We start from the raw sequence: 22392 nt of genomic DNA, 5'->3' as shown, positions 1-22392 counted from the left end.
GAAGGTGGATTCGCTCCATGAATTTAAGACCAGAAGAAATAAGTTCTGTGATCAAAGAACAGATTGAAAGATATTCCTCTGAGCTGAACGTATCGGATGTCGGAACGGTTATTCAGGTGGCAGATGGTATTGCGCGTGTCCACGGCCTTGAAAATGCAATGCAGGGTGAACTTTTGGAGTTCCCTTCAGAAGTATACGGAATGGTTCTGAACCTGGAAGAGGACAACGTAGGTGCTGTTCTTCTGGGAGATCATAAGAATATCAATGAAGGTGATACTGTAAAGACAACCGGACGAGTTGTAGAGGTTCCGGTAGGCGACTGTATGCTTGGCCGTGTAGTTAATGCACTTGGACAGCCAATCGATGGAAAAGGACCAATCCAGGCAACCAGGCATCGTCAGATCGAGCGTGTGGCACCGGGGGTTATTTCCCGTAAGTCAGTAGATACACCGCTTCAGACAGGTATTAAAGCGATCGACTCCATGGTTCCGATCGGTCGTGGACAGAGAGAGCTGATCATCGGTGACAGACAGACCGGTAAGACAGCGATCGCGATTGATACGATCATCAACCAGAAAGGGCAGGGCGTAAAGTGTATTTATGTAGCAATCGGTCAGAAAGCTTCGACCGTAGCTTCTCTTGTTAAGACTCTGGAGACCTTTGGGGCAATGGATTATACAACTGTAGTTGTGTCAACAGCCAGTGAGCTTGCACCACTGCAGTACATCGCACCGTATTCAGGATGTGCGATGGGAGAAGAATGGATGGAGAACGGAGATGATGTACTGATCGTTTATGATGACCTGTCCAAACATGCAACTGCATACCGTACCCTTTCCTTACTTCTGAAACGTCCACCTGGACGTGAGGCTTATCCGGGAGATGTATTCTATCTGCATTCAAGACTTCTTGAAAGAGCAGCCCGTCTTTCAGATGAACTTGGCGGAGGTTCACTTACTGCACTTCCGATTATCGAGACACAGGCAGGTGACGTATCAGCATACATTCCTACCAACGTTATTTCCATCACAGACGGACAGATTTATCTGGAAACAGAGATGTTCAACTCTGGTTTCAGACCGGCCGTTAATGCCGGACTTTCTGTATCCCGTGTAGGTGGATCGGCACAGATCAAGGCGATGAAGAAGATCGCTGGTACAATCCGTATTGATCTTGCACAGTACCGTGAGCTGGCATCCTTTGCACAGTTCGGATCGGAACTGGATGCAGAGACTTCCGAACGTCTGGCACAGGGAGTCCGGATCAAAGAGATCCTGAAACAGCCGCAGTACCAGCCGATGCCGGTAGAATACCAGATTATTATCATTTATGCAGCAGTTAAGAAGCTTCTTCTTGATATTGCGGTAGAAGATATTCTGGCTTTTGAAAGCGGACTTTTTGATTATATTAAGACAAAATATCCGGAAATTCCAGAATCTATCAAGAATGACAAAGTGCTGAAAGAAGAAGTAGAAGAAGCTCTCAGAAAAGCAATCGGAGAATATAAAGAACAATTTCAGGCAAGGTAGGTGATACAAAGTGGCATCTATGAGAGATATCAAGCGTCGCCGTACCAGTGTACAGAGCACGCAGCAGATTACAAAAGCCATGAAACTTGTCTCTACCGTAAAGCTGCAGAAAGCAAGAACCCGGGCAGAAGAATCAAAGCCGTATTTTGACTGTATGTATGCAACAATGACCTCTCTGCTTGCAAAGGCAGGGAATATCAATCATCCATATCTGAAAGCAGATGATTCGAAGAAGAAAGCAGTCATTGTTGTAACATCCAATCGTGGACTGGCAGGTGGATATAACTCCAATGTAGTGAAGATGGTGACTGAAAACGAAGCCTTTACGAAGGAGAATATCCGGATCTATGCAATTGGAGGAAAAGGACTGGAACTTCTGAAACACAAAGGATATGATATTGTCGCTGATTATTCAGAGATGATCGAAGAACCGTCCTATGATGATGCGAAGAGTATTACCAAAAGACTTCTGACAGATTTTGAAAATGGTGAGATTGGTGAGATCTATCTGATCTACACATTTTTCAAAAATACGGTAAGTCACATTCCGACGATGATCAAAGTCCTTCCGGCAGAGGTGCAGGAAGAAGCGGGAGAAGAGGATGCAAAGGCGCAGCTTACACCGATGAACTTTGAACCGGAAGCGGAAGAGGCAATCAGCCTTCTTGTTCCGAAATATATCAGCAGCATTCTGTATGGCGCATTTGTGGAAGCAGTTGCCAGTGAGAACGGTGCACGTATGCAGGCGATGGATTCGGCAACCAGCAATGCGGAAGAGATGATAGATGATTTGGAATTGAAATATAACAGAGCACGTCAGGGTGCGATCACACAGGAACTTACCGAGATCATTGCCGGAGCAGAGGCGATCGGATAAATACAGGTTTCTGTATGTAAGGAGGAGAAAATGGCAGATAAAAATATAGGGAAAATTACCCAGGTTATCGGTGCCGTTCTTGACCTTAAGTTTTCGGAAGGATACTTGCCGGAGATCAACGATGCGGTTGAGATTACGCGCAAGGATGGAGGAAAACTTGTGGTAGAAGTTGCACAGCATCTGGGTGATGATATCGTAAGATGTATCGCCATGGGACCGACAGACGGACTGGTGCGAGGCATGGACGCCGTAGCAACCGGGGGACCGATTTCAGTTCCGGTTGGCGAAGCAACACTCGGACGTATCTTCAACGTACTGGGTGAGCCGATTGATGAAAAAGAGGCTCCGAAGGATGTTGAATACGCACCGATTCACAGAAAAGCTCCAAGCTTTGAAGAGCAGGCAACACAGACAGAGATGCTGGAGACAGGTATCAAGGTTGTTGACCTTCTGTGCCCATATCAGAAAGGTGGAAAAATCGGTCTGTTCGGTGGAGCTGGTGTAGGAAAGACCGTTCTTATCCAGGAACTGATTACCAATATTGCAACGGAGCATGGCGGCTATTCTGTATTCACTGGTGTAGGAGAACGTACCCGTGAAGGAAATGACCTTTACTATGAGATGACAGAATCCGGAGTTATCAAAAAGACAGCGATGGTATTCGGTCAGATGAATGAACCACCTGGAGCACGTATGAGAGTCGGACTTACAGGACTGACTCTTGCAGAATATTTCCGTGATAAAGGTGGAAAGGATGTACTTCTTTTCATTGATAACATTTTCCGTTTTACACAGGCAGGTTCCGAAGTATCAGCGCTTCTTGGACGTATGCCTTCAGCGGTAGGTTATCAGCCGACACTGCAGACAGAAATGGGTGCGCTGCAGGAGCGTATCACATCCACGAAGAACGGATCCATCACATCCGTGCAGGCAGTATATGTGCCAGCCGATGACCTTACTGACCCGGCTCCGGCAACAACATTTGCCCATCTGGATGCAACGACCGTACTTTCCCGTGCGATCACAGAGCTTGGTATTTACCCGGCTGTAGATCCACTGGAATCTACTTCACGTATTCTGGATCCACACATTGTCGGAGAAGAACACTATAAAGTAGCCCGTGGAGTACAGGAAATTCTTCAGAAATACAAAGAACTGCAGGATATCATTGCAATTCTTGGTATGGATGAACTTTCCGAGGAAGATAAGCTGGTCGTATCCAGAGCAAGAAAGATCCAGAGATTCCTTTCCCAGCCATTCCACGTTGCGACACAGTTTACAGGTCTGGAAGGACGTTATGTTCCAATTGGCGAGACAATTCAAGGATTTAAAGAGATCCTCGAAGGAAAGCATGATGATATTCCGGAGGGATATTTCCTGAATGCAGGTAATATCGATGACGTGCTTGCCCGTGTGAAATAGGAGGGACGTCCTATGGCAGATAAATTTAAACTTAACATTATTTCGCCGGAAAAGAAGTTTCTGGAGGGTGATTGCGAATTCCTTGAATTTGTAAGTACTGAAGGAGAACTTGGTATCTATGCAAAGCATATTCCGCTGACGACGATTCTTGAACCATGCGTGATGCGAATCCACAATGACGGGGAGATTAAGAAAGCGGCAATTCTCGGAGGATTTGTAGAAATCCTGCAGGAGAGGGTAACGGTGCTTGCAGAAGATGCACAGTGGCCGGATGAAATTGATGTGGCACGTGCCGAAGCGGCGAAGAAGCGCGCTGAGGACAGAATTGCTGCGAAGCAGGAAGGCACAGATATGCGCCGTGCAGAGGCGGCACTGAAAAGAGCAGTTGCCCGAATTGGAGCAGCTCAGTCATAAAGCATTAAAAACCGAGAATCCTTTGTTGGATTTTCGGTTTTTTTAATGAAGGAAAACTGGACAATAAGGAGGAATTTGCCTATAATAATTTTATTATATGATGATACCAGGGTCATAAGGTCAGAAAGCCGATGCAAGCTTGCTTGCAAGAGGATTTTTGACCTCTTGATCCGCCAAAAACATGAGTAAGTAGCCATTTTTCAAAGAAAAATGAGCGGATTACGAATATTTTTGAGGATTGCGAGAGTGCCAAAGCACGTAGCAATCTGGTATCAAAGGGGTCAAAATACTTTTTGACCCCAACATCATTATATAGCGTAAAAAAGAGTATGAATGGCAGGATAAAATTGAGAGGATAAAGGGATGAACAAACAGGACCAAATGACAATGCAGGAAGCGGAAAGAAAGATGGAATCTTTGAGGGAAGTGTTTCAGGTTGTCAGACTGGTAGACGGGAAAATGCTGATGGATCGGGAAAAACGGATAAATGCAGGAGATTTATCTGAAACGTGTCAGTGTTACACTTTCTGGAAAAAAGACAAGGAATGCAAGAACTGCAGCTCTCTTCTGGCACTGAAAGAACAGACGCAGAAGATAAAATTTGAATTTCTGGATTCGCAGGTATTTCAGGTAATCTCGCGTTATGTTGAGATTGATGGCAGACCTTATGTTATGGAAATGATTCAGAATCTTGATGAGAGTATTCAGATTGATCAGGAAGGGTATGAGAAGCTGATCAGTAAACTGTCAGGATATAATGAAAAGCTATATACGGATGTACTGACCGGGATATATAATCGGCGTTTTTTTGAAGAAGAGATCAAAAAGATGGAGGATGAAGCCGGAATTGCAGTGATCGATCTGGATGATTTTAAGCTCCATAACGATACTTATGGACACAGTGCGGGAGATGCGGCACTTATAACGACTGCGAACATTATCAAAAAATATATCCGGAAGACAGATATTCTGATCCGGTATGGCGGAGATGAATTTTTACTGATCCTACCTTCGATTAAGAAGCATATTTTTGAGGATAAGCTGAAACTGATCCGGGAAAAAATCCACGATGCGGTTGTGCCGAATTATGAGAAAATGCAGCTTTCGGTCAGCATCGGCGGAGCTATATTCCGCGAAGGCAATATGGAAGATGCTGTTGCCAGTGCTGACAGACAGATGTATATAGCTAAAAATTATAAAAATATGGTTGTCACAGAATGGGATGAAAATGGAAAGAAAAAGGAAGAAAATTCTGCATCAGAAAAACTGAAACAACAGATCCTTATCGTGGATGATTCGGAAATAAACCGCGAGATTCTGAAAGAGATCCTGAAAGAGGACTACCGGATCCTGGAGGCGGCTAACGGAGAAGAATGTCTGGAACAACTGGAACGGTATGAAACAGGGATTTCACTGGTGCTGCTCGATATTGTGATGCCGGAAATGGATGGATTTGAAGTTCTTGCTGCGATGAACCAGAATCATTGGATTGAAGATATTCCGGTAATCATGATTTCCAGTGAAGATTCAGATAGCTATATCAGACGGGCATATGAGATGGGCGTTTCAGATTACATCAGCCGCCCGTTTGATGCGAAAATCGTATATCAACGCGTCCTGAACATGATCAAGCTATATGCAAAACAGAGGAGACTGATCCGTCTGGTGACCAGGCAGATTTACGAAAAAGAGAGAAATAACCGAATGCTGATCGGTATCCTGAGTCAGATTGTTGAGTTCAGAAACGGAGAAAGCGGTCGGCATGTGATCCATATCAATCTGATCACACAGCTTTTACTGGAACAACTGGTGAAAAAGACAGGAAAATATCAGCTCTCATGGGAAGATAGATTTTTGATTGCAACAGCATCGGCTTTGCATGATATCGGAAAGATTGGAATTGACGAGAGAATTCTGAACAAACCGGGAAAGCTTACCAAAGAGGAATTTGAGATTATGAAGGCACATACCTTGATCGGTGCACAAATGCTGGATAATCTGGATATGGACCGGAATGAAAAGCTGCTCAAGCTTGCATATGAGATTTGCCGCTGGCATCATGAAAGATATGATGGAAAGGGATATCCGGACGGACTTGTCGGAGAAGAAATTCCGATTTCGGCACAAGTAGTATCGCTGGCGGATGTGTACGATGCCCTGGTGAGTGAACGTGTTTACAAGAAGGCATTTTCGCATGAAAAAGCACTGGAAATGATTAGGAATGGTGAATGCGGTACATTTAACCCACTGTTACTCCAGTGTATGACCGAAGCGCAGGATAAATTAAAGACAATGATGGAAGTGGCAGAAGAATAAAAAGGAGTAGAAAAGACAGAATGAAGGCACTTGTAATTGCAGAAAAACCTTCTGTTGCGCGTGATATTGCGCGCGTACTTAAATGTGGGAAAAAGATAAATGGAGCAATTGAAGGAGAGCGTTATATTGTAACCTGGGGACTTGGTCATCTGGTTACGCTGGCAGATCCGGAAGATTACGATAAAAAATATAAAGAGTGGAAAATTGATGTGCTTCCGATGAAGCCGGCTCCATTTAAGCTTGAAGTAATAAAGCAGACCGGAAAACAGTTCGCAGCGGTGAAAACACAGATTCACCGCAAGGATGTGAATGAAATTATCATTGCTACGGATGCAGGACGAGAAGGAGAGCTGGTAGCAAGGCTGATTCTGGAAAAAGCAGGAAGCAAAAAGCCGATCAAGAGGCTGTGGATCTCATCTGTAACAGATAAAGCAATCAGAGAAGGTTTTGCAAAGTTGAAGAACGGGCATGAGTATGATGCGCTTTATGATGCTGCAATGTGCCGTGCCGAGGCAGACTGGCTGGTTGGAATCAATGCAACAAGGGCACTGACCTGTAAATATAATGCGCAGCTTTCCTGTGGACGTGTGCAGACACCAACGCTTGCAATGATTGCAAAGAGAGAAGAAAAGATCCGTAGTTTTATTCCGGAAGGTTATTATGGAATGACTGCAAAAGGACAAAATATTATGCTGACCTGGCAGGATCAGAAGTCAAAGAGTTATCGCTCATTCGATAAAGAGAAAATGACCGGACTGATGAAAAAGCTGGATGAACAAAAAGCGGTAGTGGAAGAGATTAAAAAAACACCGAAAAAAACGTATGCACCGCTTTTGTATGATCTGACAGAGCTGCAGAGAGAAGCCAATCAGCGGTTTGGATATTCGGCGAAAGAGACGCTGAATATCATGCAGAGACTGTATGAGAATCATAAGGTGCTGACCTATCCAAGAACGGATTCCAGATATCTGAGCAAAGACATTGTTCCGACGATCAAGGACCGTCTGGAGGCGTGTGGTACAGGACCGTACCGTAAGCTTGCAATGACAGCGAAGAAAAAGGATCTGAGCGGAAAGCTCGCTTTTGTAAATGATGCGAAGGTATCGGATCATCATGCGATCATCCCAACGGAGCAGTTTGTGGATCTGAGTCATATGACAAATGAAGAGCGGAAGATTTATGATCTGGTTGTGCGGCGTTTTCTTGCTGTGCTTTATCCACCATTTGAGTATGAGCAGACACAGGTTACGGTGAAGGTTGGCGGTGAAACTTTCCTTGCGTCTGGAAAGATTGTGAAAGCGCAGGGATGGCGGGCTGTTTATGAAGAGGAAATCTATTCGGCTGAGGATGAAGAAGAGGAAGAAGCATATGAGTCTGGAAAGGGTTTGAAAGGACAGACACTGCCGGAACTGGAAAAAGGACAGGAGATTAAAGGACTTGTGTTGTCATTGACAGAAGGTAAAACGAAGCCACCGGCACATTTTAATGAAGCAACACTTTTGTCAGCAATGGAGAACCCGACGGCTTATATGGAAAGCCATGACAAAGCGATGGCGAAAACGCTTGGCGAGACAGGAGGATTGGGAACGGTTGCGACAAGAGCGGATATTATTGAAAAACTTTTTAAAAGCTTTTTGCTGGAAAAGCGTGGAAAAGATATCTATCTTACATCGAAAGCGAAGCAGCTTCTGGAACTTGTGCCGGAAGAGTTAAAACAGCCGGAACTTACAGCAGACTGGGAAATGCGTTTGTCGCAGATTGCGAAGGGAAAGCTTTCGCGGAAGGATTTTATGAAGGATATTGATAAATATACGGATCAGGTGGTTTCTGAGATTAAGGCGGGAGCAGGAACGTTCCGGCATGATAATCTGACAAATAGTAAATGTCCGCGATGTGGTAAGAGAATGCTTGCAGTGAAAGGAAAGAACAGTGAGATGCTGGTTTGTCAGGACAGAGAGTGCGGATACCGCGAAACAGTATCACGGACAACGAATGCGAGATGTCCTGTGTGTCACAAGAAGATGCAGCTGAAAGGAAGAGGGGATGGACAGATTTTTGTGTGTGTCTGCGGACATAAGGAGAAGCTGACATCGTTCCAGGAGAGACGGAAGAAAGAAGGTGCGGGAGTCAGCAAGAAGGATGTGCAGAAATATTTAAGACAGCAGAAGGATGAGCCGGTGAATAATCCATTTGCGGATGCGCTGGCTAAGATTAAGTTGTAGGTGGCGAATGGGATGGCGTGTGGAAGGTTTGGTTTTCTGGTACGTCTCATTGACTTGATGGCTGTAGTACAAAACGGAACCGGAAAGTCAAACCTTCCACACGCCTGTGCATTGGCAGACGAGGATGTTGTGGCGAAGTGGGAAAAACAGAGTTTATTTTTACTTATTTATTGCTTTTGGATGAACATAGGCTTAAATTCATGATATTTTTCAAAATGGGACTCATCTACACGTATGAAAGCAGATCCGATTTTGGCATGAAGATAAGGGATAATATCGCTGTCGTAATTGCAGATGGTGTTGAGTGCAAAGACATGATGATTATCCGGATTGTCCATATATTCGTCATCTTCATTGCCAGCCATGAATCTCCAGCCACTGTCCGGATTCCCTTCTGTTGGCTCTTCGCGGAGCATGTAGCCGACTTTATAGCCTTCTTTTGTGATCTTATCGGAAACGATACAACCTTCCCCATTCGGCTCGTCCCATTCGATCAGATTTTCAATCGGGATTTCGATAAATCCCTGTTCTTTTTCTGCCATTTTTTTCCAGTATTCTTTTAATATATGAAGTAACGCTTTAGCATCTTCTGTTTCTGTGGCAGAATTGTATTCCTTCATCTCACTGAAGGTTCCGGATTCACTGACGATGCCAAGAAGCCATTTTCCAAAGAAAGATTTCTTGAATTTAAAGATCATACATTTGATCCCATCCTCATCCTCAAAAGAAGCTGTATACTCAATCTTCGCCGGTTTCCGCCCCAGTTCAGTCGGATCAGCCAACCAGTTTTCAAGTTCCTCCATAGCATTCACAATTTCATTATTCATAACTTTGCACCTCACTACTTATAATAATTCCATGTTGATTGATTTTTCTGTAAAGCCATATTTTTTGTACATTTCATATGCAGCAACATAAAAAGTTTCTCTCCCTAAAGCATCCTGAAAAGCATCCAAAGAGAAAAAATCCTTACTTTCTTTGTAAATATCAGGCCGCCAGTTCACATGCAAAGCCTGAACCTGATTCAGGATATGTACTACACTGTCAAAATCACTGGTTTCCGCAGGTCTGATAATTATATCCATATATATCCTCCTTCGTAAAGCATGAAAAAATATATACCTATAATTCAGTATACCATAAACCCAATTATTTCAATATAGAATATGTCCTTTTTACAACCAAAATCCAGTAAAATAAATCCCCACACAATATCCCAAGCCACAGGACAAATGTCCGCCTGGCGCCCGTTCTGAACAACACTCAACTTCGCGAGTAGAGTTCCGGGGCACCCCTCCGTCTTGAAGCGCGCAGATTTTCGGGCAATCCTGTTTCCAGGGCATATGCAGGAACGTTACAGGGAGTTAGGAGAAGAAAGTGGCAAGAGGTGGACACCAGCCGTGCCTCCCGCACGACTGGTGAGGACAGCCTGAGCCGCGAAATCATCAGATTTCGGGGCGAATCTGTCCGGTGCCGCCACTTGCCGCTTCCTTCCCCGTTACCTCCCTGTTACATTCCGAATCCGCCCCGGAAACAGGATTGCCCGAAAATCGTCCCCCTTCCACACCCCCCAGGAACCCCACTCCCCCATACCGCATACACTAAAGCATAGAAAAAAGAAATGGAAGTGTCAGACATGGACCTGAGATTGCCTTATTATATGATGTATCCGATTCCATACGCATTTGACGAAGACAAAATCCAGAAGCGCGACCGGGAATACCTGCAAAGTATGTATCCGGCAACAGCAAAAAAGATTTTTCCATATATACAGGAAGAATGCGACCGCCAAGAATATGAAGGAAGCATGATCTATGATGAGTACCCGGATAAGCTCCAACTGTGCCTGATGTGTCGTAGGGCGTATGAACAGGTCATGAAACAGGAAAAATGGGAAAAAGAGACCTATACTCCGGAACAGATCCGGGAGATCGTAGAAATCCTGATGTACCAGGAATTGATGGAAAGAAGAGGAAAAGGCAGGCGGCAACAGGAAAAAACAGTTGCTTCATGCACAGGACTTGTGCTATAATATCGTCCGATATAAAAATGACAGCATCTGAAACACAGTTTCGGTAAGGAGTGGGCCAGGGTACATATGAAGAATATTATATTTATCGGAATGCCGGCAGTTGGAAAAAGTACCGTCGGAGTGGTAGTCGCAAAGCGGCTTGGATACGAGTTTATTGATACAGATCTGCTGATTCAGAAGCAGGAGAACAGACTTTTGCGGGAGATTATCGCAGAAGAAGGTCTGGACGGATTCTTAAGTATTGAGAATCAGGTCAATCGTGATGTGGAAGCGGAACATGCGGTGATTTCCCCGGGAGGAAGCGTAGTTTACTGTGAAGAAGCAATGAAGCATTACAAAGAGATCGGAACCATTGTTTATCTGCATGCGTCATTTGAGGTTATCAATTCCAGACTGAAGAATGCAAAGAAAAGGGGAGTTGCACTTCGGGACGGGCAGACGCTGAAGGATCTATATGACGAAAGAGTAGTATTATTTGAAAAATATGCAGATATTACTGTTTCAGAGGATGGACTGGAGCTGGAAGAAACCATTGAAAATGTAATGGAAATTTTGGAAAATCAATAAATTTTTTAAAGAAATTATTACAAAAGTTTTACGAAAATGAAGAAAGCAAGATAAATAATTTTGCAATGAATATAGAAATATGCTATACTGATATGAGATATAGAGGATTATTACAAAAAGCTTCATACAAATCCTGAGAGATCTGGAAAGAATAAAAAGTATGAGGTTTTTTATTCATGAAATAATAAAGAGTATGAATAGAGTGTTTGACAGAAGTATAGAACAGGATATATTTCAGAGGGAAAGAAATCGTTAATTGAGGTGCGAAATGGAACAGTATATTATTAAGGGTGGCAATCCGCTGGTCGGCGAAGTCGAGATCGGTGGAGCAAAGAATGCAGCACTGGCAATTCTGGCAGCTGCGATTATGACAGATGAGACAGTTACTATCGATAATCTTCCGGATGTCAACGATATCAACGTTCTGCTGGAAGCAATCAGTGGGATTGGTGCCGAGGTTGACCGTATTGACCGGCACACAGTCAGAATCAACGGAAGCAACATTGAAAATTTTGATATAGAATATGATTACATCAAGAAGATCCGTGCATCTTATTACTTGCTCGGAGCACTTCTTGGTAAGTATAAAAGAGCAGAAGTCGCTCTTCCGGGAGGATGCAATATCGGAAGCCGTCCGATCGACCAGCATCTGAAAGGTTTTCGTGCGCTTGGTGCTTATGTGGATATCGAGCATGGCAAGATTATCGCAGAAGCAGAGCGTCTGATCGGAAAGCACATTTATTTTGATGTGGTAAGCGTAGGAGCTACGATCAACGTTATGATGGCAGCATCGATGGCAGAAGGACTTACGATCCTTGAGAATGTGGCAAAAGAGCCTCATGTTGTCGATGTGGCAAACTTCCTGAACAGTATGGGAGCGAACATTCGTGGAGCAGGTACGGACGTGATTAAGATCCGCGGTGTATCCCGCCTTTATAAGACAGATTATTCTATCATTCCGGATCAGATCGAAGCCGGCACATTTATGTTTGCGGCAGCAGCAACCAGAGGTGATGTGACTGTTATGAATGTCATTCCGAAGCATCTGGAAGCTACGATTGCAAAGCTTGTTGAGATCGGATGTGAAGTAGAAGAATTTGATGATGCAGTGCGTGTTGTGTCCAAAGGAGATCTTCATAATACACAGGTGAAGACTCTTCCATATCCGGGATTCCCGACAGATATGCAGCCGCAGATCGGTGTTACACTTGCTCTTTGTAAAGGGACAAGCACGATTACAGAAAGTATTTTTGAGAATCGTTTCAAATATCTTTCAGAACTTGCAAGAATGGGTGCAAATGTCAAGGTTGAAGGCAATGCAGCGACTATCGAAGGCGTAGATAAATTCTCGGGAGCAAGGGTCAGTGCACCGGATCTTCGTGCAGGAGCAGCACTTGTGATTGCAGGAATGGCCGCAGATGGCATTACGATCGTAGATGACATCGTATATATCCAGAGGGGATACGAACGTTTTGAAGAGAAGCTCAGAAGTCTCGGCGCAGTGATCGAGAGAGTTTCTACAGAACGTGAGATCCAGAAATTCAAGTTAAAAGTAGGTTAAGACAGGAATTCCTGTTTTGATAGAACATATTTCCCAAAATGTATATTGACGGAAGCTATGGACAGTGTTATGATGTGTAGCGGTAACAATTAAATACGCTTTCTCTTATTCAGAGTGGTGGAGGTACAAAGGACCTGCGAAGCCACGGCAACCCCGGTAAGCCGGAAGGTGCCAACCTGAGCGAGCAATCGAACAATAAGAGGATTGATGATGAGATATCAGGTCAGTCCTTTGGGGCTGACCTTTAAATTTGCATAGACAGAAGAGAAATTCTGTTTGTCGATTTTCATTATTCCAGAGATAAGAGAGGCAGATACAAAGAAGAAAAGAAAGGAAAAAAGATGGAGAGATTATTATTTACTTCTGAATCAGTAACTGAAGGACATCCGGATAAGATGTGTGACCAGATTTCCGATGCGATCCTGGATGCACTTATGGAGCAGGATCCAATGAGCCGTGTAGCTTGCGAGACATGCGCGACTACAGGAATTGTTATGGTAATGGGAGAAATTACTACAAATGCATATGTAGATATTCAAAAAATCGTTCGTGATACTGTTCGTGAAATTGGTTATACAAGAGGAAAGTACGGATTTGATGCTGACACATGTGGCGTTCTGACAGCAATTGACGAACAGTCAAGCGATATTGCCATGGGTGTTGATAAAGCTCTTGAAGCAAAGGAACACAAGATGTCAGATGAAGAATTGGAAGCAATCGGTGCAGGAGACCAGGGAATGATGTTCGGATATGCATCTGATGAGACAGAAGAATATATGCCTTATCCGATCGCTCTTGCACACAAACTTGCAAGACGTCTTACAGAAGTAAGAAAGAACGGAACACTTCCATATCTTCGTCCGGATGGAAAAACACAGGTAACAGTAGAATATGATGAAAATGGAGTTCCGGCCCGCCTTGATGCAGTAGTACTTTCTACACAGCATGATCCGGATGTTTCACAGGAACAGATCCATGAAGACGTGAAAAAATACATTTTTGATGAAATCCTTCCGGCAGATATGGTAGATGAGAATACAAAATTCTTCATCAATCCGACCGGACGTTTTGTGATCGGTGGACCACATGGGGACAGCGGCCTTACCGGACGTAAGATCATCGTAGATACTTATGGGGGAATGGCGCGTCACGGCGGTGGAGCTTTCTCAGGAAAAGACTGTACAAAGGTAGACCGTTCAGCAGCTTATGCAGCACGTTATGTTGCTAAGAATATCGTAGCAGCAGGAATTGCCAAAAAATGCGAGATCCAGCTTTCTTATGCAATCGGTGTTGCACAGCCGACATCTGTCATGGTAGATACTTTCGGAACAGGAAAGATTGCAGATGATAAGCTTGTGGAAATCGTTCGAGAGAACTTTGACCTTCGTCCGGCTGGAATTATCAAGATGCTTGATCTGAGACGTCCGATCTACAAACAGACAGCAGCTTACGGACACTTTGGACGTAACGACCTGGATCTTCCATGGGAGAAGTTGGATAAAGTGGATACTTTGAAGAAATATCTTTAATAACAGGTTCTGAATTTGATCGTTTTAGAAAAAATTTAGAAAATTTTACGGGTGCTTTGATGTGAAGCACCCGTTTTTATGATATGCTATTAGTTATCAGGCAGACTTGCGTGAGCGCCATACGGACCTCATAACCGGGCGTGCACGATGAATGGAGGATGAATATAGCATGAAACTAAGGACGAAACTGGTGATTTCTTTTGTGACGATGATCATGATACCGACTATCCTGACAACGGCATTTATATTTGGAATTGCGCGTTATCAGATCGGAGTCATCGAGCATACTTATGGAATTACCGGTGAGGAATATAAAGATTTTGCAAAATCCATCAGAGTGCTGGGAGATATGCCGGAGATCCAGCAGTTTATTATAAGCGCATGTATCGCAGTAGTCCTGATTCTGGCATTTACAGCGATGATCATGATGGTGTGGATTTATGGAAGTATCATCAGTCCGATTCACAAGTTGCAGGAAGCAGCGCAGAACGTAGAAGAAGGCAATCTGAATTTTGAGATCAAGCCGGAAAAAGATGATGAGATGGGACGGCTGATGCAGGCATTTGAAAAGATGCGGATCCGTCTGAGAGATAATGCAGAGGAGAAGCTGAAGAGTGACCGGGAAAGCAAAGAACTGATCAGCAATATTTCCCATGACTTAAAGACGCCGATCACAGCGATCAAGGGCTATGTGGAAGGAATCCGTGACGGGGTTGCAGATACGCCGGAGAAGATGGAAAAATATATCGGAACCATTTATAATAAGGCGAATGAGATGGATACGCTGATCAACGAACTGACCTTATATGCGAAGATCGATACAAACCGGATCCCGTACAACTTTGCACCGCTTTCAGTCAACGATTATTTCAATGACTGTGCCGAAGATATTGAGATGGAGCTGGATTCAAAGAATGTAGAGTTTGGTTATTTCAATTATGTAGAGGGTGATCAGAAGATCATTGCAGATCCGGAACAGTTAAAGAGAGTGATCAACAATATTGTCAGCAATTCTTTGAAATACATGGAACGAGAGCACGGGCTGATCAATCTGCGGGTAAAGGACGTAGGTGATTTTATTCAGGTAGAGCTTGAGGATAACGGAAAAGGAATCGCAGCGAAAGATCTGCCGAATATATTTGACCGGTTCTACCGGACGGATGCTTCAAGGAATTCATCCAAGGGCGGAAGCGGAATCGGTCTTTCGATTGTGAAGAAGATCATTGAAGATCACGGTGGCAAAATCTGGGCGACCAGCCGGGAAGGTGTTGGCACAGTGATGTATTTTGTAATCAGAAAATATCAGGAGGTACCGATAAATGAGTAAGATTTTAATTGTAGAAGACGAAGAGAGTATTGCAGATCTGGAGAAAGATTATCTGGAGCTGAGTGGATTTGAAGTAGAGGTTGCAAATGATGGACAGACAGGGCTTGATAAGGCGCTTTTCGGTGATTTTGATCTGGTGATCCTGGATCTGATGCTTCCGGGCGTGGATGGCTTTGAGATTTGTCGTAAGGTTCGTGCGGAAAAGAATACACCGATCATCATGGTATCTGCGAAAAAAGATGATATTGACAAGATCAGAGGACTCGGACTTGGGGCTGATGACTATATGACCAAGCCGTTTAGTCCAAGCGAGCTGGTGGCAAGGGTAAAAGCACATCTGGCACGTTATGAGCGGCTGATCGGAAGTGCCGTGGAAGAGAATAAGGTGATCGAGATCCGTGGACTTAAGATTGATACCACTGCACGCCGAGTGTGGGTAAACGGAGTGGAGAAGAATTTTACAACAAAAGAGTTTGATCTTCTGACCTTCCTTGCCAGTCATCCGAACCATGTATATACCAAGGATGAACTTTTCAGCGAGATCTGGGATATGGAATCCATCGGAGATATCGCAACGGTAACTGTGCACATCAAGAAAATCCGTGAGAAAATTGAATATGATACCTCAAACCCACAGTATATTGAGACAATCTGGGGTGTGGGATATCGTTTCAAGATGTAATGAAAAAGAATAAAAGGAAAGAGATTACAGTATGATAACCAGTACAGGAAATGCCAGGGTAAAACAGCTTGTTACATGGCAGAAAAAGAGAAAGGCACGTGATGAAGAAGGCGTCTATATCGTAGAAGGGATCCGGATGTACCGGGAAGCTCCGCGTGCGCAGGTGAGAGAGGTTTATGTATCGGAGCAGTTTTACAGCCGATATGGAGAAGAGCTGGGACTTTCGGCATGGGGAAGACAGCTGGAAATCCTGTCAGATCATGTATTTTCCCACGTGTCAGATACAAAGACACCACAGGGGATCCTGCTTGTGATGGAGCAGAGGAGCTGTGAGATATGTGAGATGCTGGATCTGGACGCGCAGGGAAGGAAACCGCTTCTGATGGTGCTGGATAATCTGCAGGATCCGGGAAACCTGGGAACCATTCTCCGTGCAGGGGAAGCGGCAGGCGTAACCGGCGTGATCATGAGTCACGACTGTGTGGATATTTACAATCCCAAGGTGATCCGTTCAACGATGGGATCGGTTTACCGAATGCCGTTTGTGTATGTAGAGCATTTGCCAGAAACCCTGGAAGTACTTGCAGAAGCCGGGATTCATTCCTATGCGGCACATCTGAAAGGAAAGAACAGCTACGATCAGGAGGATTACACAAGAGGGACAGCATTTTTAATTGGAAATGAGGGTAACGGACTTCGGGATGAAGTGGCAGATGCAGCAGAGTGTTATATCAAGATTCCGATGTGTGGAGAGGTAGAATCACTGAATGCGGCGGTTGCATCTTCGATTCTGATGTTCGAGGCGGCAAGACAGCGACGGTAGTGATGAGGGGAAGTCAAGCGCAAAGGAGAGTGTGATTTGATGAAACCGATAATCGATTTAAATAAAGAATATGGATTGGTATTCGATGGAGGAGGAGCCAGAGGTGCGTATCAGATCGGTGCGTGGCGGGCTCTTTCGGAAGCTGGTGTGAAGATCAGTGCAGTAGCGGGTACTTCTGTGGGCGCCCTGAATGGCGCCCTTGTTTGTATGGGAGATCTGGAGAAAGCAGGACATATCTGGAAAGAGATGGCATTTTCCCGTGTTATGGATGTGGATGATGAGTTGATGGAACAGTTCTTTGATGGAGAGGCATCCATAAGAGAGATTTTGAAAGGTCTCTGGAAGAAGCTTGCAGATGGTGGAATTGATATTACACCGCTTAAGGAATTGATCCATGAGGTTGTAGACGAAGAAAAGATCAGGAAATGCGGAAAAGAATTCTGCCTTTTGACATTTTCTGTATCGGATATGAAGGAACTTGATCTGAGTATTGAAGATATACCGGAAGGTCTTCTGGAGGATTTTCTTCTTGCCAGCGCATATCTGCTTGGATTTAAAAATGAACCGCTGCACGGCAAGACATATATTGATGGTGGTGCGGTCAATAATGTGCCGACCGCGTCTCTCCTAAAAAGGGGATATAAGGATCTGATCCAGGTAAGGATCTTTGGTCCGGGAAGAGTGCCGAAGACGACGATTCCGGAAGACGGCTCTCTGTTGGAGATCGAACCGAGAGTAGGACTTGGCAGTATTCTTGAATTTTCGGCAAAGCGGAGCAGACAGAATTTGAAAATTGGCTATTATGATGCAAAAAGAGCGCTTTACGGGCTCACTGGATCGATTTACTATATTGAAGAAACACGAGAAGAGTGTTATTATGTAGAAATAATGAAGCTTTTGAGCGAACTTGAAAAGACGGAATATCGTTTCAAACTCAAGTTGCCGATCGGCTGTTCAGACAGAGAGTTGTTCTATGGAATGCTGGAGGCAAGTGCGAAGCTCATGAGAATTCCAAAATATAATATTTATACAGCAGATGAACTGTGGAATGAGACGAGCAGAAAGTACGAGACTCGTACAGATGAGGAAAAAGAAAAACTGCCGAAATTCGTCCATGCGATTGCAAAGCTGAGAAAGGACTACAAGATGAATTTAAAAGGAAGAAGTTTTTTGAAACTGGAAGATTATACACCGGCAGAGATTGAATATCTCGTTGACCTGGCAGGTGAATTAAAGGCAAAGAAGAAAGCAGGAATTAAAGGACACAGCCTGGAAGGAAAGAACATTGCCCTTATTTTTGAAAAGCCATCTACAAGAACCAGATGTGCATTTACCGTAGGAGCACAGGATGAAGGTGGAATCCCGACATACCTTGCAGGTAATGAGATCCAGTTAGGCGATAAAGAGAGTATCGAAGATACAGCACGTGTACTTGGAAGAATGTTCGATGGAATCGAATTCCGTGGATTTGAACAGAGATACGCAGATGTACTTGCAGAGTACAGTGGAGTTCCGGTATGGAATGGTCTGACAGATACTACACATCCGACACAATGTCTGGCTATGCTCCTTACCATGAAAGAAGAATTCGGACACCTGAAAGGTCTGAAGGTTGCATACCTTGGAGATGGACGCAACAACGTTGCGAACAGCCTTCTGGTAGGATGCGCCAAAATCGGAGTAGATGTAACAATCGTTGCACCGAAGCCACTCTGGACTTCGGAATCTCTGTGGAAGAGATGTGACGAATATGCAAAAGAATCCGGAGCAACTATCGAGATCACCGATGACCTTGATGGTGTAAAGGGAGCAGATGTCATTTACACAGACGTATGGATTTCCATGGGTGAAGAAAAGAAAGAGCAGGAAAGAGAGCGTCTCGGAAAGCCATATCAGGTAAATGCAGCTCTGATGGAACGTACAGGAAAAGATACTACAATCTTCTCACACTGCCTGCCGGCGATCAAAGAAAAAGAAGTTACCGAAGAAGTATTTGAAGGACCACAGTCAAGAGTATTTGATGAAGCTGAGAATCGTCTGCATACAATCAAGGCAGTTATGGTTGCAACTTTAGGAGAGAACGAATAATAAGCATGAAAGCGGAGATATTAAAGATGCTCCGGCAGAGCGATGGGTATCTGTCGGGGCAGCAGCTCTGTGACCACTTTCAGGTGTCCAGGACTGCTGTGTGGAAAGCAATCAACCAGTTAAAAGAAGAAGGCTATGAGATTGAAGCCGTGAGAAACAAAGGTTATCGCATTGTGGATATTCCGGATCGGATTACCGCAGATGCGATAAAAAGCTGTCTGGAGACAAAATGGATGGCGAAAAATCTGGAGTATTATGACGAGATCGATTCGACTAATAACCGGGCTAAAACACTTGGCGAGGCCGGAGGTGCAGATGGAACTCTTTTTGTTGCGGAGACGCAGACGGCGGGAAAAGGAAGACGCGGCAGATGCTGGCAATCACCGGCGGGCAGCAGTATTTCCATGTCGATTCTGTTAAGACCTGTGATGAATCCGTCAGATGCACCGATGCTGACACTTGTCATGGCATATGCGGCAACGAAAGCTTTGCGTGAAAAGACCGAGTTGGATATAGGAATCAAATGGCCGAATGATCTGGTCGTGAGTGGAAAGAAGATCAGTGGGATATTGACGGAGATGAGCGCAGAGATCGATTACATCAATCATGTAGTGATCGGAATCGGAATCAATGTCAATATGGAGTCCTTTCCGGAAGATATCGCAAAGACAGCGACTTCACTGCGGATCGAAGCGGGCAAAGAATTTCGCAGGTTTGAGCTGATCGCTACGATCATGGAGCATTTTGAAAAAGCCTACGAAGCGGTCTGCGAGGCGGGGAGTCTGGAGCCGATCATGGAAGATTATAACCGTCTGCTGGTAAACTGTGGGCGTCGGGTGCGTGTACTGGAACCGGAACATGAATATGATGCACTGGCACTGGGGATTGACAAGACCGGGGAATTGCAGGTAGAATGTGAAGACGGCAGCAGAAAGTCTGTCTTTGCCGGAGAAGTTTCGGTACGTGGAATTTATGGGTATGTATAGAAGGAGAATTTATGTATCAGGATAAGATCGTATTATGCGGAGCCAACTCTTACGAAGAAAAATTTTATATGAATCCGGATTTTGATAATCTGCCACAGCACATCAAAGATGAATTGAAGATCATGTGTGTGCTGTATGTACATGATGTCGGGGGAATCCTTACACTTGTATTTGAGGAGAATGGGGAGCTGGAATTTGAAGTGACTTCTGCAGAGGGAGATCCGATGTTTGACGAGATCGGAAGCCGTCTGAAGATCAAGGAGATTCAGACAGACGAGAAGAAGCAGGAGCTTCTGACACAGCTTCAGCTTTATTACAAAGTATTTTTTTTGGGGGAAGAGATTGAATGATAAAGACACTGACGATAGGAAATGTAGAGCTTCCGAACCGTTATGTGCTGGCACCGATGGCAGGGGTAACAGACCTGCCATTTCGTCTGTTATGCAAGGAACAGGGAGCAGGGCTTCTGTGCATGGAAATGATCAGTGCAAAGGCGCTCCGGTATAAGAATAAGAATACCAAGGCGTTACTTGCGATCGATCCAAGAGAATACCCGGTATCACTTCAGCTTTTTGGGGAAGATCCGGACATCATTTCCGAGCAGGCAAAGCGGATCGAAGAACTTCCATTTCAGATCCTGGATATCAATATGGGCTGTCCGGTTCCAAAGGTCGTGCGCAATGGAGAAGGTTCGGCGTTGATGAAGGATCCGAAGCGAATCTATGATATTGTATATAAGACAGCGAGAGCGATCAAGAAACCGGTGACGATAAAGATCCGCAAAGGATTTGACGATACCTGTATCAATGCACCGGAGATTGCGAAGGTTGCAGAAGAAGCAGGTGCAGCGGCAATCGCAGTACATGGAAGGACCAGAGAACAGTATTACTCCGGAAATGCAGACTGGGAGATTATCCGTAAGGTGAAAGAAGCAGTGAAGATTCCTGTAATCGGAAATGGGGATGTGACAAGCGGACAGAAGGCACTGGATATGTTTGAGCAGACCGGCTGTGATGGTGTGATGATCGGAAGAGGCTGCCAGGGAAATCCATGGATCTTCAGGGAATTACTGACATATGAAGAGACCGGATCCATTCCGGAAAGACCGGGCACAGACCAGATCCGGGAAACAATGCTGCGTCATGCAAGACTGCAGATCGAGTTCAAGGGAGATTATATCGGAATCCGTGAAATGCGCAAGCATGTGGCATGGTATACCAAGGGAATGCAGGGTTCTGCGAAGCTCAGAGATGAGATCAATCAGGTGGAAAGTTATGAAGAACTGGAGAACCTTTTAATGGAAAAAATCGGATAGACATAAAACGTGTTCTTTCGCATGAGAGAATGCGTTTTTGCATATATTAAACCAGCAAAGAATTGTTGACACAGCCGCTGGAAATATGTATAATAATGAAATTGTGAAAGTAGCTTTAAATGCGGATAAAATCAGTATCTGCGGCTTGAATAGAAAATGATTTGTCGGTAAGTAAGGAGAATTATAATGGAAGCAAAGAAAACATTACTCACCTATACAGGACTTAAGAAACTGGAAGATGAGCTTGAAAATTTAAAAGTTGTGAAAAGAAAAGAAGTAGCAGGAAAGATCAAAGAAGCCAGAGAACAGGGAGACCTTTCAGAGAACGCTGAGTACGATGCAGCAAAGGACGAGCAGCGTGATATCGAGGCACGTATCGAAGAACTTGAGAAAATCCTCAAGAATGCAGAAGTTGTAGTAGAAGATGACGTGGATCTTGATACCATCAACATCGGATGTACAGTAGATGTATATGATAAAGAATTTGAAGAGGAAATCGTATTTCAGCTGGTAGGTTCTACAGAAGCAAACAGCCTGGAAGGTAAGATTTCCAATGAATCTCCGGTAGGAAAAGCCCTGATCGGTAAGAAAGTCGGAGACGTAGTAGCAGTTGAGACACAGGCAGGAGTTATTGAGTACGAAGTACTGAAGATCAATCGTTCAGTATAAGATGGTATACAGCAGAGAGAAGGAGTGAAAAAA

At 44.4% G+C, this 22392-nt stretch carries 20 protein-coding genes and 1 riboswitch; of the genes, 18 read left to right on the top strand and 2 right to left on the bottom strand.

Annotated elements, in window-relative coordinates:
- Nucleotides 1-17 precede the first annotated feature (17 nt).
- The 6 genes from atpA (at nt 18) to PGQ33_RS07935 (ending at nt 8780) form a co-directional block, all read left to right on the top strand.
- Nucleotides 18-1529, top strand: a complete 1512-nt coding sequence (gene atpA, locus PGQ33_RS07960) for a F0F1 ATP synthase subunit alpha (protein WP_008370069.1) — start codon at nt 18-20, stop codon at nt 1527-1529.
- A gap of 10 nt (nt 1530-1539) precedes the next feature.
- On the top strand, nt 1540-2406 hold the full coding sequence (gene atpG, locus PGQ33_RS07955) for an ATP synthase F1 subunit gamma (protein ID WP_022220234.1): 867 nt from the start codon (nt 1540-1542) through the stop codon (nt 2404-2406).
- 30 nt (nt 2407-2436) lie between these two features.
- On the top strand, nt 2437-3828 hold the full coding sequence (gene atpD, locus PGQ33_RS07950) for a F0F1 ATP synthase subunit beta (RefSeq protein WP_008370073.1): 1392 nt from the start codon (nt 2437-2439) through the stop codon (nt 3826-3828).
- 12 nt (nt 3829-3840) lie between these two features.
- The gene (gene atpC / locus PGQ33_RS07945; protein WP_008370075.1) at nt 3841-4242 is read left to right on the top strand and encodes an ATP synthase F1 subunit epsilon; all 402 of its coding nucleotides are present in this window, start codon (nt 3841-3843) and stop codon (nt 4240-4242) included.
- Between the two features lie 363 nt (nt 4243-4605).
- Nucleotides 4606-6558: a diguanylate cyclase gene (locus PGQ33_RS07940; protein WP_270205570.1), complete on the top strand. Its 1953-nt coding sequence runs from the start codon at nt 4606-4608 to the stop codon at nt 6556-6558.
- Between the two features lie 20 nt (nt 6559-6578).
- A complete protein-coding gene (locus PGQ33_RS07935; protein WP_270205569.1) occupies nt 6579-8780 on the top strand; it encodes a DNA topoisomerase III in 2202 nt (733 codons plus the stop codon).
- Nucleotides 8781-8947: 167 nt separating this feature from the next.
- On the opposite strand, the gene PGQ33_RS07930 is transcribed toward PGQ33_RS07935, so the two are convergent.
- Both PGQ33_RS07930 and PGQ33_RS07925 read right to left on the bottom strand, forming a co-directional pair.
- Complete coding sequence (locus PGQ33_RS07930) at nt 8948-9607, bottom strand: DUF2185 domain-containing protein (RefSeq protein WP_270205568.1); 660 nt, start codon at nt 9605-9607, stop codon at nt 8948-8950.
- Between the two features lie 18 nt (nt 9608-9625).
- A complete protein-coding gene (locus PGQ33_RS07925; RefSeq protein WP_117824103.1) occupies nt 9626-9865 on the bottom strand; it encodes a hypothetical protein in 240 nt (79 codons plus the stop codon).
- Nucleotides 9866-10416: 551 nt separating this feature from the next.
- Between PGQ33_RS07925 and PGQ33_RS07920 the strand changes: the two genes are divergently transcribed.
- From PGQ33_RS07920 to greA, 12 genes are all read left to right on the top strand, one after another.
- Complete coding sequence (locus tag PGQ33_RS07920; RefSeq protein WP_055249050.1) at nt 10417-10812, top strand: hypothetical protein; 396 nt, start codon at nt 10417-10419, stop codon at nt 10810-10812.
- Nucleotides 10813-10878: 66 nt separating this feature from the next.
- Entirely contained in the window at nt 10879-11379 is a 501-nt protein-coding gene (locus tag PGQ33_RS07915) for a shikimate kinase (protein WP_117835063.1), read from the top strand.
- 268 nt (nt 11380-11647) lie between these two features.
- Nucleotides 11648-12940, top strand: a complete 1293-nt coding sequence (locus PGQ33_RS07910; protein ID WP_270205567.1) for a UDP-N-acetylglucosamine 1-carboxyvinyltransferase — start codon at nt 11648-11650, stop codon at nt 12938-12940.
- 102 nt (nt 12941-13042) lie between these two features.
- Nucleotides 13043-13142, top strand: a riboswitch (SAM riboswitch).
- A gap of 139 nt (nt 13143-13281) precedes the next feature.
- Complete coding sequence (gene metK / locus PGQ33_RS07905; protein WP_008370096.1) at nt 13282-14469, top strand: methionine adenosyltransferase; 1188 nt, start codon at nt 13282-13284, stop codon at nt 14467-14469.
- A 169-nt stretch (nt 14470-14638) separates the two neighbouring features.
- Nucleotides 14639-15796: a sensor histidine kinase gene (locus PGQ33_RS07900; protein ID WP_055249057.1), complete on the top strand. Its 1158-nt coding sequence runs from the start codon at nt 14639-14641 to the stop codon at nt 15794-15796.
- Nucleotides 15789-16478 carry a response regulator transcription factor gene (locus PGQ33_RS07895; RefSeq protein WP_008370100.1) on the top strand — a complete coding sequence of 230 codons (690 nt, stop codon included), beginning with the start codon at nt 15789-15791 and terminating at the stop codon, nt 16476-16478. The genes PGQ33_RS07900 and PGQ33_RS07895 overlap by 8 nt, the downstream gene beginning before the upstream one ends.
- A gap of 31 nt (nt 16479-16509) precedes the next feature.
- The gene (locus PGQ33_RS07890) at nt 16510-17301 is read left to right on the top strand and encodes a TrmH family RNA methyltransferase (protein WP_270205566.1); all 792 of its coding nucleotides are present in this window, start codon (nt 16510-16512) and stop codon (nt 17299-17301) included.
- A 39-nt stretch (nt 17302-17340) separates the two neighbouring features.
- Complete coding sequence (gene argF, locus PGQ33_RS16990; RefSeq protein ID WP_270205565.1) at nt 17341-19389, top strand: ornithine carbamoyltransferase; 2049 nt, start codon at nt 17341-17343, stop codon at nt 19387-19389.
- A 5-nt stretch (nt 19390-19394) separates the two neighbouring features.
- On the top strand, nt 19395-20375 hold the full coding sequence (locus PGQ33_RS07880; RefSeq protein ID WP_270205564.1) for a biotin--[acetyl-CoA-carboxylase] ligase: 981 nt from the start codon (nt 19395-19397) through the stop codon (nt 20373-20375).
- Nucleotides 20376-20386: 11 nt separating this feature from the next.
- On the top strand, nt 20387-20725 hold the full coding sequence (locus PGQ33_RS07875) for a DUF6145 family protein (RefSeq protein WP_008370111.1): 339 nt from the start codon (nt 20387-20389) through the stop codon (nt 20723-20725).
- The gene (dusB, locus tag PGQ33_RS07870; RefSeq protein WP_270205563.1) at nt 20722-21690 is read left to right on the top strand and encodes a tRNA dihydrouridine synthase DusB; all 969 of its coding nucleotides are present in this window, start codon (nt 20722-20724) and stop codon (nt 21688-21690) included. Before PGQ33_RS07875 ends, dusB begins: the two co-directional genes overlap by 4 nt.
- Before the next feature lie 186 nt (nt 21691-21876).
- Nucleotides 21877-22359: a transcription elongation factor GreA gene (gene greA, locus PGQ33_RS07865; RefSeq protein ID WP_008370118.1), complete on the top strand. Its 483-nt coding sequence runs from the start codon at nt 21877-21879 to the stop codon at nt 22357-22359.
- Nucleotides 22360-22392: the final 33 nt, after the last annotated feature.

Source organism: Coprococcus sp. AM100_B19A, from assembly GCF_027662015.1.
GTDB classification, from domain to species: domain Bacteria; phylum Bacillota; class Clostridia; order Lachnospirales; family Lachnospiraceae; genus Allocoprococcus; species Allocoprococcus comes.
Note: the sequence above shows the minus strand (reverse complement) of the source record. Positions and strands in the feature narration are given on the sequence as shown.